The 14,513-nt window shown below is 54.0% G+C and carries 11 protein-coding genes; 3 read left to right on the forward strand and 8 right to left on the reverse strand.

Annotated features, from left to right (window positions below):
* Positions 1-40: 40 nt before the first annotated feature.
* Positions 41-1,558 (reverse strand): sugar ABC transporter ATP-binding protein, encoded by a 1,518-nt coding sequence (locus B1H56_RS06500; protein ID WP_066517597.1) that lies wholly within the window; start codon positions 1,556-1,558, stop codon positions 41-43.
* Positions 1,559-1,581: 23 nt separating this feature from the next.
* Positions 1,582-2,559, reverse strand: coding sequence for an ABC transporter permease (locus tag B1H56_RS06505; RefSeq protein ID WP_066517595.1), 978 nt, complete (start codon positions 2,557-2,559; stop codon positions 1,582-1,584).
* A 548-nt stretch (positions 2,560-3,107) separates the two neighbouring features.
* Between B1H56_RS06505 and B1H56_RS06510 the strand changes: the two genes are divergently transcribed.
* Both B1H56_RS06510 and B1H56_RS06515 read left to right on the forward strand, forming a co-directional pair.
* Complete coding sequence (locus B1H56_RS06510; protein WP_066517593.1) at positions 3,108-3,896, forward strand: DeoR/GlpR family DNA-binding transcription regulator; 789 nt, start codon at positions 3,108-3,110, stop codon at positions 3,894-3,896.
* 45 nt (positions 3,897-3,941) lie between these two features.
* Entirely contained in the window at positions 3,942-4,457 is a 516-nt protein-coding gene (locus B1H56_RS06515; protein WP_308660680.1) for a nitroreductase family protein, read from the forward strand.
* Positions 4,458-4,467: 10 nt separating this feature from the next.
* Here B1H56_RS06515 and B1H56_RS14950 read toward each other — a convergent pair whose 3' ends face one another.
* The 3 genes from B1H56_RS14950 to uvrA all read right to left on the reverse strand — a co-directional run bounded on the left by B1H56_RS14950 (position 4,468) and on the right by uvrA (position 8,629).
* Positions 4,468-4,590 carry a hypothetical protein gene (locus B1H56_RS14950; RefSeq protein ID WP_258106812.1) on the reverse strand — a complete coding sequence of 41 codons (123 nt, stop codon included), beginning with the start codon at positions 4,588-4,590 and terminating at the stop codon, positions 4,468-4,470.
* Positions 4,591-4,762: 172 nt separating this feature from the next.
* The gene (locus B1H56_RS06520; protein WP_066519156.1) at positions 4,763-5,521 is read right to left on the reverse strand and encodes a phosphatase; all 759 of its coding nucleotides are present in this window, start codon (positions 5,519-5,521) and stop codon (positions 4,763-4,765) included.
* A 249-nt stretch (positions 5,522-5,770) separates the two neighbouring features.
* On the reverse strand, positions 5,771-8,629 hold the full coding sequence (gene uvrA / locus B1H56_RS06525) for an excinuclease ABC subunit UvrA (protein WP_066517589.1): 2,859 nt from the start codon (positions 8,627-8,629) through the stop codon (positions 5,771-5,773).
* A 407-nt stretch (positions 8,630-9,036) separates the two neighbouring features.
* On the opposite strand from uvrA, the gene B1H56_RS06535 reads away from it, so the two are divergent.
* Positions 9,037-10,041: a Gfo/Idh/MocA family protein gene (locus B1H56_RS06535; RefSeq protein WP_066517584.1), complete on the forward strand. Its 1,005-nt coding sequence runs from the start codon at positions 9,037-9,039 to the stop codon at positions 10,039-10,041.
* A 65-nt stretch (positions 10,042-10,106) separates the two neighbouring features.
* Here B1H56_RS06535 and uvrB read toward each other — a convergent pair whose 3' ends face one another.
* The 3 genes from uvrB to B1H56_RS06550 form a co-directional block, all read right to left on the reverse strand.
* Positions 10,107-12,062, reverse strand: coding sequence for an excinuclease ABC subunit UvrB (uvrB, locus tag B1H56_RS06540; protein WP_066517581.1), 1,956 nt, complete (start codon positions 12,060-12,062; stop codon positions 10,107-10,109).
* A 228-nt stretch (positions 12,063-12,290) separates the two neighbouring features.
* Positions 12,291-13,103 (reverse strand): MFS transporter, encoded by an 813-nt coding sequence (locus tag B1H56_RS06545; protein WP_066651120.1) that lies wholly within the window; start codon positions 13,101-13,103, stop codon positions 12,291-12,293.
* Between the two features lie 106 nt (positions 13,104-13,209).
* Positions 13,210-14,421, reverse strand: a complete 1,212-nt coding sequence (locus B1H56_RS06550) for an IS110 family RNA-guided transposase (RefSeq protein WP_066523776.1) — start codon at positions 14,419-14,421, stop codon at positions 13,210-13,212.
* Positions 14,422-14,513: the final 92 nt, after the last annotated feature.

The following is a 14,513-nucleotide window of genomic DNA, read 5'->3' on the forward strand; positions in this document are numbered from 1 at the left end:
TACCTCCGCGCTTTCCGGCGCGGAAAACCGTTTTTTTCGTTCATCCCTGCCCGGTTGCGTAGCGCATGATGACCTCCTGCGCGTCGTCATTAAGCTCGCTGCGCTCAACGATGCCGGTCATTTTCCCGTGGTACATGATCGCAATGCGGTCGCTCAAAAGCAGCAGCTCGGGAAGCTCCGAGGATACCAGGATCACCGATACGCCCTCTTTGGTCAGGTTGTCGATGATGCTGTATATTTCCGCCTTCGCGCCCACATCGATCCCGTGCGTCGGTTCGTCCAGCATCAGGATTTTTGGCTTTGCCAGCAGCCACCTCGAAAGGATCGCTTTTTGCTGGTTGCCGCCCGACAGGTTAATGATCGCCTTTTCCACGGTCGGCGTTTTGATATTCAGCTGTTTGACGCTTTGTTCCGCTCGTTCGATCTCTTTTTTGCGGTTGACGAGCGTACCCGTCTTGCATTCCCTGATCGTTGCGATATTGATGTTGTCTCTTACGGAAAGCTCCAGGAAGAGTCCTTTGACCTTTCGTTCCTCCGGGATCAGGCCAAGCCCCGCTTCCGTGGCGACCTGCGGATGGACCATGTTCATCTTTTTCCCTTCCACAAAGATTTCGCCGCTGTCCGCCGGCTCGTACCCGAAGATCGCTTCCAGTATTTCCGACCGGCCCGCGCCCACCAGTCCGGCAAACCCGAGCACCTCGCCCTTCTTCAGCTCGAACGATACATCCTCGAACGCTCCTTTCTTGGAAAGGCTCCTCACCTCGAGGATCGTTTTGTCCTCCGGTCCATGCTTCGCATTCTTTTTCAGGCTGTGCATCTGGTCGTCTAGCTGTCTGCCGACCATATACTGCACCACTTTATCGTTGTCGAAATCGCCGACCGGCCCCGTGACGACGTGCTGTCCGTCGCGCAGGATTGTCACCGTGTCCGCCAGCTTGAAAATTTCGTTGAGGCGGTGGGATACGTAAACGATGCCCACTCCCTTTTGTTTCAGATCGCGTATAATATCCATCAGGATCGCGGTCTCTTTATTTGTGAGCGCGGCGGTCGGCTCGTCGAACATAATGAAGTCCGGATGCTGGGAAAGCGCTTTGGCGATCTCTATCAGCTGCTTGTCTGCCATGCCGAGGTCTGCCACCGTCGTTCCCGGGCGGATATGCTCGAGATGCAGCTCCTCGAGCAGTTCCACCGTTTTGCGCTTTACTTCATCCCGTTTTATCATTGCCCCGCTTGCGGGATAGTGCCCCATAAAGATATTGTTCTGTACGTCGAGGAAGGGGAACAGCGAATTTTCCTGATGCACCATTCCGATTCCCATGTTCTGCGCGTCAAGGGGGGTCCGGAAGCGTACTTCCTTTCCCTTCCAAAAAATTTTCCCTTCCGTCTGCGGATAGGTCCCGAACATAATGTTCATAATCGTCGACTTGCCCGCGCCGTTTTCGCCAAGAATTGCATGCACTTCGCCTTTTTTCACCTGCAGGTTTACATCCTGCAGCGCTTTTACGCCGGGGAAATGCTTGGATACGTTTTTGAGTTCGATCAACATATCTTGATCCATTTTTTATTCCTCCCCCGTACAGCTTATATTTTCCTGTTCCTGATCCCGTCGAGCACTACCGCGACGATAATGACCGCGCCAAGCGTAATCATCTGCCAATAGGTAGAGAATTTCAATAATACGAATCCGTTTTTGAGCACACCCATAATCGCCGCGCCGATCAGCACGCCCACAATCGATCCCTTGCCGCCGGACAGGCTTGCGCCGCCGATTACCACCGCCGCGATCACGTCCATTTCCATGCCGCTGCCCGAGCTGTTGTCCGCGATAGAAAGGTTGCATACGCAGATGGCCCCGGCCAGTGCGCACAGCGCCCCGGCGATGCTGTAAACGGTGTACTTTACGCGCTCCGTGCGGATACCGGAAAGCTTGGCCGAACGCTCGTTTCCGCCCACTGCAAAAACCTTTTTGCCGAACACTGTGCGGTTAAGCAGGATATGGCCGACGATAATGACGGCAAACATGATGATGACGGATACCGGAACACCGTCCGCACCGCCGATCGTACCGTTGCCGATAAAGTTGATATAGGAATCGAATTTGATCGGCAGGCCGCCCGTAACGAGATAGGCAAAGCCCTTAATGATGTTCATGGTCGCGAGTGTCGTAATGAATGCGTTGAGGTTCAGCTTTACGATCAGCAAACTGTTGCACAGCCCGCACAGGAGTCCCACGCCGAGCGTCAGGACCAGCGCGGCCGTCGGATCGACGCCCGAGGCCACGAAGAAGGCCATCATGATTCCCGAAAGGGTCATCGTACTGCCTACGGAAAGGTCGATGCCCCCCGTAATAATGATAAATGCTTCACCAACTGCCATAATGGCAACCAGCGTGATCTGCCGGAGCACATTCATTGCGTTCCCGAAGGTAAAAAACACAGGATTCGCAAGGCCCAGGACCACGCACAATACAATCAGCGCAATGAGGATACCAAACTCGTTTACGCTTGCGGCTTTTTTGAGCGGGCTCATCCTTTTTGTTTCCTTTACTTCTGCATCCATTTTCTACTCCCCCTTTTATTGCAATATGATTGATGCCGTTTCTGAATTGTTTTGTTTCGTGACTTCCGGGTTAAAAGGTAAACGTTTTTTAACAGTTCCTTTTCAAAAGAGAAATAAATTAAAAATGGACAGGAATAGTATTTTAAGATAAAAAAAGCAGTGGTTAAAAACGTTTAGGTTCTTAACCACTGCTTGGGATTTATTTTCACTTATTCGTGATCGCAACTTAATCTTAACCTATTAAGTCAGATGTGTCAACATTTTTTGTTATTTTTTCGATATTTGTTATTAAGTTTATACTTTTATGCGGATAATATGTTATTTTTCCCCCTTTTAAAGGCATTTTTCCTTGATATCCGCTTATCCATTTTCTTTTCAGCCGTTTAATTTTTGCTTTAAAATCATAGTTTCAGCAACAAATTGTTGCTTAAACTAACACTTTTTGATGTTATTATCACATTTTTGGATGGTTTTCGAGATTTTTCTTTACTTTTTTCACAGGCTGCGCTATACTTAAGAAAATTTTTGTTAAACAAGAAAGAAACGTCATGAGTAAGAAAGCAGACCGGCTCAACCGTATCATGCAAATATTGAAGATGCGCAACGGCGCTTCCATCCGGGAACTGTCCTCCGAGCTTGAGGTTTCGGAAATGACGGTCCGGCGGGACCTTGAAGTGCTGAGCGCAAGCCGTCTCGTTACGCTGATCCAGGGCGTGGCCATATACCATCCCGCGAACGAAACAGAGGGAGAGGCAATCCTCAATAAAGAATACAACCTTTCGGCCGAGCATCTTTCCCACAGGTCCGAAAAAGAGCGGATCGGCGCAAAGGCCGCTTCCCTCCTCGAGCCGAACGACGTAATCGTGATCGATACCGGCACGACGACAGAGCAGCTCGCGCGCTTCATCCCCGAAGCGGCGGCGCTCACCGCGCTGTGCTACAATATGAATATTCTCATTGAGCTGAACCAAAAGAAAAACACAAAAATCATCTGCGGCGGCGGTTACTACCACTCCAACACGCAGATGTTCCAGAGTCCGGAGGGCATTTCCCTGATCTCAAGGACGTGCGCCAACAAGGCATTTATTTCGGCTGCCGGTATCAGCAGCAAAATGGCGGTCACCTGCATCGATCAATACGAGATCGAAACCAAAAAGGCGGCGATCGCTTCGGCGCTCACAAAGATTCTGCTTGCAGACTCTTCTAAATTCGATAAAGTATGTCCGGCCATGTTCGCCAATCTGACGGAATTCGATATGATTATTACGGACAAAGGACTCAGTGAAGAATGGCTTGATTACATCGGCCAGATGGAAATCGAGCTTCTCCTCGTCTGAGCCCGCCGTTCCATTTATTTCATTGGAAACAGGAGAGGAATCAATATGGATGCACTGGAAGCAATTTTCACCAGGCGGAGTATCCGCAAATATACCCCGCGGCAGGTAGCGGACGATACTGTCAGCCTGCTGCTCAAGGCGGGAATGGCCGCGCCTACCTGCGTGAATAACCTCGACTGGCAGTTCGTTGTCATCCGCGGCCGGGAACATATGGAAAAGATCATAGAGCTGAAGCCCGGGAACGCCGACATGCTGCGCGAGGCTTCCGCCGCCATCATGGTGTGCGGCGATATGAATCTCGCCTATCCCGGGAACCCCGATTACTGGATACAGGACTGCGCAGCGGCAACGCAGAATATACTCATTGCCGCGACCGCCCTCGGCCTTGGAAGCGTCTGGCTGGGCGTATGGCCAAACGGAGGGCGCGCGCAGGCGCTCCGCGAATACTTCAGCCTTGCGGAAGCGCTCGTCCCCTTTTCCATCGTCTCTCTTGGCTATCCCGCTGAACACAAGGACCCCCGCGATCTTTTCGATCCGCGCAAGGTCCATTACGCCGGCTGAAAAAGCGTTCTCAGCCGATATGTCCGCCAAACACATCGGGATCGCGTCCGAACGGCAGTCTCCTGCCAAGGCCGTCGATCCTTTTCATATTCTCTGCCGAAAGCCTAAGATCAAATAGCCCTGCGTTTTCCACGATGCGGTATTTCGGGATACGTTGACGCCCCTTTAAGGTGCCGCCGCAGCGTTGCCTGCGCGGGCGTCTTGCCGTATTCCCCGCCGGTCTACTCCGCCAGCGGTCTTCCGCCTGATGCCCATGGAAAACGGGCCCCAGGCCGTAACAGAAATTCCGTTGTTGTGCAAATCCGTCACCGTGTCTCCTTTTCCGCTTTCCCGCGTTTGCAGGCCGTTTCGATCCGCGTTCTCCGCTCGCACAGATATTCGCTGAATGCCGCGAGATTGCGGCTGACAACAAGCTCCTCCGGAAATCCCGTCTCCCCCAGTATGCGGACGGCATGCTCGAAACAGCCGATTTTATAACAAATATGCGCATCGGACGAGACCGTGATACGCACATCCTTTTGTTTGCACAGGCGCAGGAATTCCAGGCAGTTCGGCCGCGATCCTTTTCGGTATATAAACGAATTGTTGTTGATCTCAATCAGCTTATTCATACGCCTTGCCGCTTCTACAACCGCTTCCGCATCCGCTTCAAAGCGCGGGTTTCCCGGATGCCCGATCACGTCGATATACGGATTGCCGAGGGCCCCAAGCATCGCTTCCGTGTGCTGCGTCCTGCTTCCGGGCATAACGATTCCGTCGTGGATCGAGGCGATCGCAAAATCCGTATATTCCAGGTACCGGTCCGAAATATCGAGGCGGCCCGAATAATCCAGGATGTTTGCTTCCGTTCCGTTCACAACGCGCACTCCCTCGATAAATTCAGGTCCCCCCGAAAGCACAGTCACAAGAAACTCCACGGCGGCTCCCTCCATTGCGGGACCGTGATCCGTACAGCAAATCCCTTCCATTCCCGCCTGCTTTGCCGCAAGCGCATTTTCCCTGACCGTGGAGCGTGCATGCCCGCTTGAAATGGTATGCGTATGCGGGTCTACCAGAAATCTCATAAGTTTATCCTCCGTTTCATCGAAAAACACCGGGGTGTCCCGGCTTGCGGAGAACAATAGCAATTACCTGTTTGGTGAAATGTAGTTTCCGGCCTCCTTCTATGGCTCCCTGATTATACCACGGTCCGCCCCGCAAAGTAAATCCGCCTCCGGAAATGGAGGCCCTTTTCTTCAATGTCCGTTTTTAGGGCCGCGGGCCGCATGCCGGGACCTTTTTTGATATCCGCCCTGCTTTTGGCCCCCGGCGGTTTATTTCTTCTTGGGCTGCAAATAATGCTCGGGGGTCGCATTGTCGAAAATGCGCTTCAGGTACTCTCCTGTATAGCTGCCCGGCGTTTCCGCAACCTCCTTGGGTGCGCCCTTGGCAATCACCGTACCGCCCTTGTCGCCGCCGTCCGGCCCCATATCGATGATGTAATCCGCACTCTTGATGACATCGAGGTTATGTTCTATGACCACCACCGTATTGCCCTTGTCCGCAAGGCGGTTCAGGACCTTCACAAGGCGCTTCACATCGTCCATGTGCAGGCCCGTCGTGGGCTCGTCGAGGATAAAGAGCGTATTTCCCGTCTGCTTCTTCGCAAGGTGCGTGGCAAGCTTCACACGCTGCGCCTCTCCGCCCGAAAGCGTGGTCGAGGGCTGTCCCAGCTTGATATAGGAAAGCCCCACGTCCAGCAGTACCTTCAGCTTGCTTTCGATGCGCGGGATATTCTCGAAGAACTTGTATGCCTCTTCCACCGTCATATCCAGCACTTCAAAAATATTTTTGCCCTTGTAGCGCACTTCAAGGGTCTCACGGTTATAACGCTGTCCCTTGCATACCTCGCACGGCACATATACGTCCGGCAGGAAGTGCATTTCAATCTTGATGATACCGTCGCCGCGACACGCTTCGCAGCGTCCGCCCTTAACGTTAAAGGAGAACCTTCCCTTCTGGTATCCGCGCGCCTTCGCATCCTGTGTCATGGCGAAAATATCGCGGATTATATCGAACAAGCCGGTATACGTCGCCGGATTGGAACGCGGCGTCCGGCCGATAGGCGACTGGTCGATATCCACGATCTTGTCTACGTACTCCAGTCCGTCGATGCGGTCGTGCCTGCCCGGCCGGTCTTTGGAATGATAAAATTTCTGCATCGCCGCCTTTTTCAGGATATGGTTCACCAGCGAAGATTTTCCGCTGCCCGATACGCCCGTTACCGCGGTGATTACGCCTGTCGGGAAGGAAACGTCGATATCCTTCAAGTTGTTTTCCTTTGCGCCGCGTACGGTGATCCATTTTTTCGGCTTCCTCAGCTTCGCCGGGATGCGAATCAGCTTTTTTCCGGACAGGTATTGCCCGGTGATGCTTTTTTTATTCGCCATGATCTGCTCCGGCGTGCCTTCCGCGACCACCTTGCCGCCGTGCGCCCCCGCTCCCGGCCCGATATCCACGATGTGGTCGGCGTTCAGCATCGTTTCTTCGTCATGCTCTACCACGATCAGCGTGTTTCCAATATCCCGGAGCCCTTTCAGCGTCGCGAGAAGCTTATCGTTGTCCTTTTGGTGCAGGCCGATACTCGGTTCGTCGAGGATATACAGCACGCCCATAAGTCCGCTGCCGATCTGCGTCGCCAGGCGGATACGCTGCGCCTCACCGCCCGAAAGCGTTCCCGCCGCGCGGGAAAGCGTAAGGTAATCGAGCCCTACGTTAATCAGAAAATCGAACCGCGCGTTGAGTTCCTTTAAAACGCGCTCCGCGATCATCTTCTGTTTGCTGCTGAGCTTCACGGTATTCACATATTCGCGCGCCGCACGGATCGACATATCCGAAAGCTCGGCAATGTTCTTATCGCCGATCTTCACGGCGAGCGTTTCCGGCTTATAGCGCTGCCCGCGGCATACGGGGCACGGCGTTTCCACCATATATCCTTCGATCTCGCCCTTCATGTATTCCGAGGTTGTCTCTGCGTACCGCCGCTCGAGATTGGGAATGATGCCCTCGAAAGCGGCGTTATAATGGCCGGAACCGCCCATTCCGTCATATTCCACGCGCAGCTTTTCCCCGTCCGTACCATATAAAAGCGCGTGCTTCACCTCGGCCGGCAGGTCCTCGTAAGGGGTATCCATATCGAAATGATAGCGCTTCATCATCGCATCGAGATAATTTTTAGCAATTGTCCCGACCGTACCGAAATTCCATCCCGAGGCCTTTACCGCTCCCTCGCGCAGCGTCTTCGTCTTATCCGGCACGATGAGGTCCGGATCGATCTTCAGCAGCATGCCGAGGCCCGTGCACTCCGGGCAGGCGCCGAACGGGCTGTTGAAGGAAAACATCCGCGGGGAAAGCTCTTCGATGCTCACGCCGCAGTCCGCGCAGGCAAAGTTTTCATTCATCAGGGTTTCCTTGCCCGTATCCATATTGCGGACGATCACAAGGCCGTCCGCCATCCTCAGTGCCATTTCGATGGAGTCTGCCGCGCGCTTTGCGCTTTCCGGCTTCACGATAATGCGGTCCACCACTGCGGAGACCGAATGCTTCTTCTGCTTTTCCAGCTTGATCTCCGTATCAAGCTCCACCGTTTCTCCGTCCACCACCGCACGCACATAGCCTTCCTTCGCAAGGCCTTCGAGCACCTTCTTGTGCTCGCCCTTTTTCGCACGGATTACGGGGGCAAGGATCATCAGCTTCGTGCCCTCGGGATGCTTCATCACCTGATCCACCATCTGGTCCACGGTCTGGCGCGAAATCTTCTTGCCGCACTTCGTGCAATATACCTCGCCCGCCCGTGCGTAAAGCAGTCTTAAATAGTCGTGTATCTCCGTTACCGTCCCCACCGTGGAGCGCGGATTGCGCGCGGTCGTCTTCTGGTCGATGGAAATTGCAGGCGAAAGCCCCTCAATGAGGTCCACATCCGGCTTTTTCATCTGTCCCAGGAACTGCCGCGCATAGGAAGAGAGGGATTCCACATACCGCCGCTGTCCCTCCGCGTAGATCGTATCGAACGCAAGCGACGATTTTCCACTGCCCGAAAGCCCGGTAATCACAATAAATTTATCGCGCGGGAGAGTGATGTCTATATTTTTCAGATTATGCTCCCGCGCACCCTTGATGCGTAAATAGTCCATTTTTCCTCCGTTTGTCTATATTACAGCCTCTCGGCGCATGCTCCGCGGCCAAACGCCCGCATGCTCGGGAAAAGCTGCCGTCCCTCCAGGACTTTCCTCCGGCCCGCTCCCACAGGCTTGCCGCAAAGGCATCCGGTTTTTTTCCTGCAGCGGCAAACCCATTTTTCCGCGCATCCTGCCGGCGGAACAGGCCGTTTCCCGCTTGCCACATCCCATTTTACCAAAAAAGTCGCCGCTTCGCGACTTTTTTCTCTCCTCTTTTTCCAGCCGCCGGCTGGGGCACTTTTTTTGGAAGCAGGTGCAAATTTTAACGAATCCGCCTTCATGGATTGCAGGCGCGCTCCGCCCTGTGCTAAGATAAAGGGAAATACAGGATGCGAACTATCAGCAAGCAGGAGGAAAACGCTATGGAAGCGGTAAAGTGGGGCGTCGTAGGAACAGGCCATATCGCGGGGAACTTCGCCGAATGCATGACTTATGTGTCCGGGGCGCGGAAGACCGCGGTCACGGGTACAAGCATCGGAAAAGCGCGGGATTTCGCCACCCGGCACGGATTCGACATGAGCTTCTCCGATTTCGGGGAGATGCTCGAAACGGCACGGCCGGATGTCGTTTATATTGCGGTTCCGAACCATCTCCACTTCAAGCTGGTTATGGCGGCTCTGGACGCGGGCGTGAACGTGCTGTGCGAAAAGCCGATGGCTGACAACGCCTTCCAGTTGGAACGAATGATCGCAAAGGCGCGGGAGCAAGGTGTCTTCCTGATGGAAGGCATGTGGACACGCTTTTTCCCCGCAGTCGAAAAGGCCTGCGAATGGATCAACGCCGGAGCTATCGGGCGGGTGCGTTCGGTGCGGGCAGCCTTTGGGTTGAAAGCCGCTCCGGACTGGCAGATGTGGAAGGCAAGCGCCGCCGCATCCGCAGGCGCCCTGCGCGACGTGGGCGTGTATTCCCTCGCTATGGCGTTCCTAGGCTTCCATGAAACGCCGGAATCCATCGCGTCTGTCTATTCCCTTAAAAACGGGGCGGATTCGCATTCCGAACTGATGCTGCGTTACAGCGGCGGACGCGCGGCATTCCTGACGGGTTCCTTTGAGATCGTCACCGATTCCCGGGCGGTTTTTTACGGGGACGACGGCCTCATCATCCTTGGCGATAAATTCTGGTGCCCGAACCGCGCCAAGCTCTACGCATACGACGACGCGGATATCCTCTCGACGACGCTGACGGAAACCCTGGAGGACCCTTACCTGTCTCACGGGTTCCAATACGAAATCGCACATGTGATGGAATGCGTCCTGCACGGCAGGAAGGAAAGCAGCCTTTATCCGCTGGAAGAAAGCCTGAAGTCCGTCCGGCTGACCGACAGCCTGAGGAAGGAATGGGGCGTCCGCTATCCTTCGGACGTATGACCCTCTCCGCCGCATCCGGGCCGCGGCCCGTTTTTAATTCCCGCCGTTATCCTTTTCTCCGCCGCCTACTTCTTTTTCAATTCCTCGATCATATCCCGCAGCTTTGCCGCGGCCTCGAATTCAAGTTCTGCGGCAGCCTGCTTCATTTGCTGTGTTAGCAAATCGATGCGCATATTGCGCTCTCCCTTCGGCAGCTTCGCAAGGTCTTCATCCTCAGCCTTCTGGGAGATGGCCAGCGCTTCGCCCACGTCCTTGGAGATCGTCGTGGGCGTAATACCGTGCTTCTCGTTGTAGTTCCTCTGCAGCGCGCGGCGCCGTTCCGTCTCGGTCACAGCGGCCTTGATCGACCGAGTAATCGTATCCGCATACAGGATCACACGCCCCTCCGCATTGCGGGCGGCGCGGCCGATCGTCTGGATCAGCGACGTCTCATTGCGCAGGAAACCCTCCTTATCCGCATCGAGGATAGCGACAAGTTCCACCTCGGGGATATCGAGTCCCTCGCGCAGCAGGTTGATGCCCACCAGTACGTCGAATTCGCCTAGGCGCAGGCCGCGCACGATCTCGATGCGTTCCAGCGTATCGATATCCGAGTGCATATACTTCACGCGGATGCCCATTTCCGTATAATATTCGGTAAGCCGTTCCGCAAGCCGTTTGGTCAGCGTCGTCACAAGCACGCGCTTACCGCGCGCGGCGATTTCACCGATCTCCCCGAGCAGGTCGTCAAGCTGTCCCTCCGTCCTGCGGATCTCAATCGCCGGATCAAGAAGCCCTGTGGGGCGGACGATCTGTTCCACCACATCGCCTCCGGCCAGATCGCGCTCATATTCCGCGGGAGTGGCGGAAACATACACCGCCTGGCGCACCCTCTCGTTGAATTCATCAAACTTGAGCGGCCGGTTGTCGAATGCGGACGGCAGGCGAAACCCATAATCCACCAGCATCTGCTTGCGCGCCCGGTCGCCGTTGTACATCGCCCGCACCTGCGGGAGCGTCACATGCGATTCGTCCACAAACAACAGGTAATCGTCAGGAAAATAATCCATCAGCGTGTACGGCGGCTGGCCGGGCGAACGTCCGTCAAAATACCGTGAATAGTTTTCGATGCCCGAGCAATAGCCCAGCTCCTTGAGCATCTCGATATCGTACATCGTGCGCTGCTGGATGCGCTCCGCCTCGAGCAGTTTACCCTGTTCCTTGAACATCTCTGCCTGTTTTAAAAGGTCGCGCCTGATATCCGGCAGATGCGCAAGCACCTTTTCATGGTCCATCGCGTAATGCGACGCCGGAAAGATAATAATATATTTAAGGATGCTCAGCTTCTTTCCCGTCAGTGCGTCGATCTCCGATATCTGTTCGATCTCGTCCCCAAAATATTCCACGCGGATCGCTTTTTCACTCTGTCCTGCCGGAAAAATTTCCACGACCTCCCCGCGCACGCGGAAAGTGCCGCGCGACATATCCGTATCGTTTCTCGTATAGTTGATGGAGACAAGCTTATCGAGCAGCATCTCACGCGAATATTCCATGCCCTCGCGCAGGGAAACGGCAAGCTTGCCGTAATCCTCCGGCGCGCCGATGGAATAGATGCACGATACGCTCGCCACCACGATCACGTCCCTCCGTTCCAGCAGCGAAGAGGTCGCGGAGTGGCGCATCTTGTCAATTTCGTCGTTGATGCTCGCGTCCTTCTCAATATAAAGGTCGCGCCCGGGGATATACGCCTCCGGCTGGTAATAATCGTAGTACGAAACAAAGAACTCCACCGCATTGTTGGGAAAAAATTCCTTGAATTCAGAGCAGAGCTGCGCCGCCAGCGTCTTGTTGTGCGCAAGGATCAGCGCCGGGCGCTGCGTGCGGGCGATCACGTTCGCCATGGTGAACGTCTTTCCGCTGCCGGTGACCCCAAGGAGTACCTGCGCCTTTTTATTCTCCTCCACCCCGCGCACCAGTTCGTCGATCGCCTGTGGCTGGTCGCCTGCCGGCGCATACCGGGAATGCAGTTCAAATTTCTCCATAATACCTCCATTTGCTAAAAAATAAGCAACTTATATTATAACACATTTTGGCCGGAAAATGATTAATTTATCGGCATTTCCGCAATCAAAAAAAGACGTGTGTGCGCTTCATTTTTTGCTGTGTAAAAACAGCCTGCACCGGTAATCCGGGGGCCAATCACCAGATACAAAAACGCCGCAGGTACAGCCTGCGGCACGAACGCGCTTCCTGGGGTCCGGCGCTTTTCGTCAATTCCTCCGCCGTTCTTTTTTGAATGCTTCTTTTTTTGTCCCGCGTACAAAGATCACCGCCAAAACGAGCGCCGCGCTGCACAAGACCGCGGAAAACACAAAAGACATATGCACCCCGTAAACGCCCGCGCGCATCGGCGAATCAAATCCAGAACCCGCGGCCGCGGCAGACATCACCGTTACCATCAGCGCCGAACCGATCGCCCCCATCACCTGCCGCATAGTATTGTTGATCGCTACGCCGTCCGGCATTTTTTTCAGGTCCAGCGAGTCCACGCTCCATGTGGTCGTCGGCATAATAAGGAATCCAAGTCCGATGCAGCGCACGCAGTAATCCGCTACCAGCACGCCCATCGGCGTGCCCGCGTCCGTCATCACAAGCAAAAGTGTCCCGCCGGCAAGGAAAGCCGAGCCAATAATAAGCGTAGCCCGCGCGCCCAGGCGGTCAAGCATCCAGCCGGAAATAGAGCTGGTCACCGCCATCAAGAACGCGCCGGGCAGAAGCGTCAGGCCGGAAACAAGGGCGGTCTGTCCCAGATAGCTCTGGATATAAATGGGCAGCACGATCCCCATTCCAAGAAACGCGAAATAGTAAAGCGATATCAGCGTGGTTCCTACCGCAAAATCCCGGTTTTTGAAAATGCGCACGTCAAGCAGCGGATTTGCGATCCGAAGCTGCCTCCGCACGAAAAAGACAAGCGAAAGGATGCCGGCTGCCAGCGGCACGATTACGAGCGGATGGAAAAAGCTATAGTCCGAGAGGCTTGTAAACGCCAGCAGCAGGCCGCCGAATCCGCATGAGACCTGCAAAGAAAAGTCAAGCCGGAAATGAATAAAAAATGAAAGGTAAAAAATGGAACATCAAATAAAACCACCCTGAAATAAGCTGGTAAGCCAAGCAAAAAGAATATGTGGGCTACTGAACCGCCAAACTGCCTAGATGCTCCTTAACCCGTGCGTAGTAGATACGCAGGAACTTGTTGGCTCCTGCCATCATGTAGACGTAATAATGCTTACCCTCGCCGCGTTTTTTGTCAAGATATTGGAATACAGCATCATGAGAGGGCGCGTGTTTGAGCAGGCAGTCCATGACCTGAAAAAGCGTCTTTCTGAGTGAGGAAGAACCTCGTTTGGAAATGCCGGTACTCTGTGCTTCAAAGGCGCCGGACTGGAAAGGCGGTGCGTCGATACCGGCAAAAGCAACCAGCGACTGCTTACGGTTGAAACGTCGCACATCGCCAATTTCAGCCATGAGTTGAGGTCCTAACACATTGCCGACCCCTTGCATAGCCATGACAACAGGAAATTCCGGCAAGCCGGAGGCAAGGGAAAGCATCTGCTGCCGAATCAGAGCCAGCGTTTCCGATAGGGAGTTAAGCTGCGACACAGCTTGAGTAATAAGCTGTTTGGCAAAGGTGCTTCGAGGCAGTGTACTGACTTGTATGCAGGCGAAATCGTAGATGGCAGCGGCCTTAGTGGAAAGAAAGTTGTAACCTGTTCTTTTGCACCATTTTTGATAGCGCTGGGTAAAAACGTTTTTGGAAAGGCTGTTGACGCATTCAAAATGCCAAAATTTACCCACGAAGTCAATCCATTTTTCGTGACCGTCCCCCTTGCGGGGCGGGCTGGAGAACAGCATGTTGACACTCGGAAAGGTTTGGTCAAGCAAAGCGATGAGGCTGTTTTTAAGCATAACACTCTGCTTAACGTACTGGTTGCACTGGCGGGCGCAGGTTTTAAGCATGTGGCGAACGTCTTCTTCCGGCGCATATTGCGGAAGATCAAGCCAATGGCTTAGAGCATAGCTGGCGATTTTAACAGCATCTATCTTGTCCGTTTTGACCCGTCTAAGGGAATTTTGACCGTAGTCATGTACAAGAATAGCATTGACAACGGACACATAGAGGCCGGCTTCGTGCAGATGCCTGGCGACAGGCAGATAGTAATTGCCAGTATGCTCCATAACAATGCGGGTTTCACCGTCCAAACTTTTCAGACGTTCAACCAAACGTCTGAGTTCATGAGCGGTGTGCTGAATTTCAAAAGGTGAAGCAACCACCTCACCGAAGGGACGCAGGATAGCAACCATGCACTTGCCTTTGGAAATGTCGATACCGACAGCGTTCATAAGTATTCCTCCTGATTGATGTATTGTAATCGGTGCCCATCTCTTACCCATTGCCTATTCAATCTACTGAGTGACACGAACGCACGAGTGGT

The sequence above is a fragment of the Christensenella minuta genome (assembly GCF_003628755.1).
In the GTDB taxonomy this organism is placed as follows: Bacteria; Bacillota; Clostridia; order Christensenellales; family Christensenellaceae; genus Christensenella; species Christensenella minuta.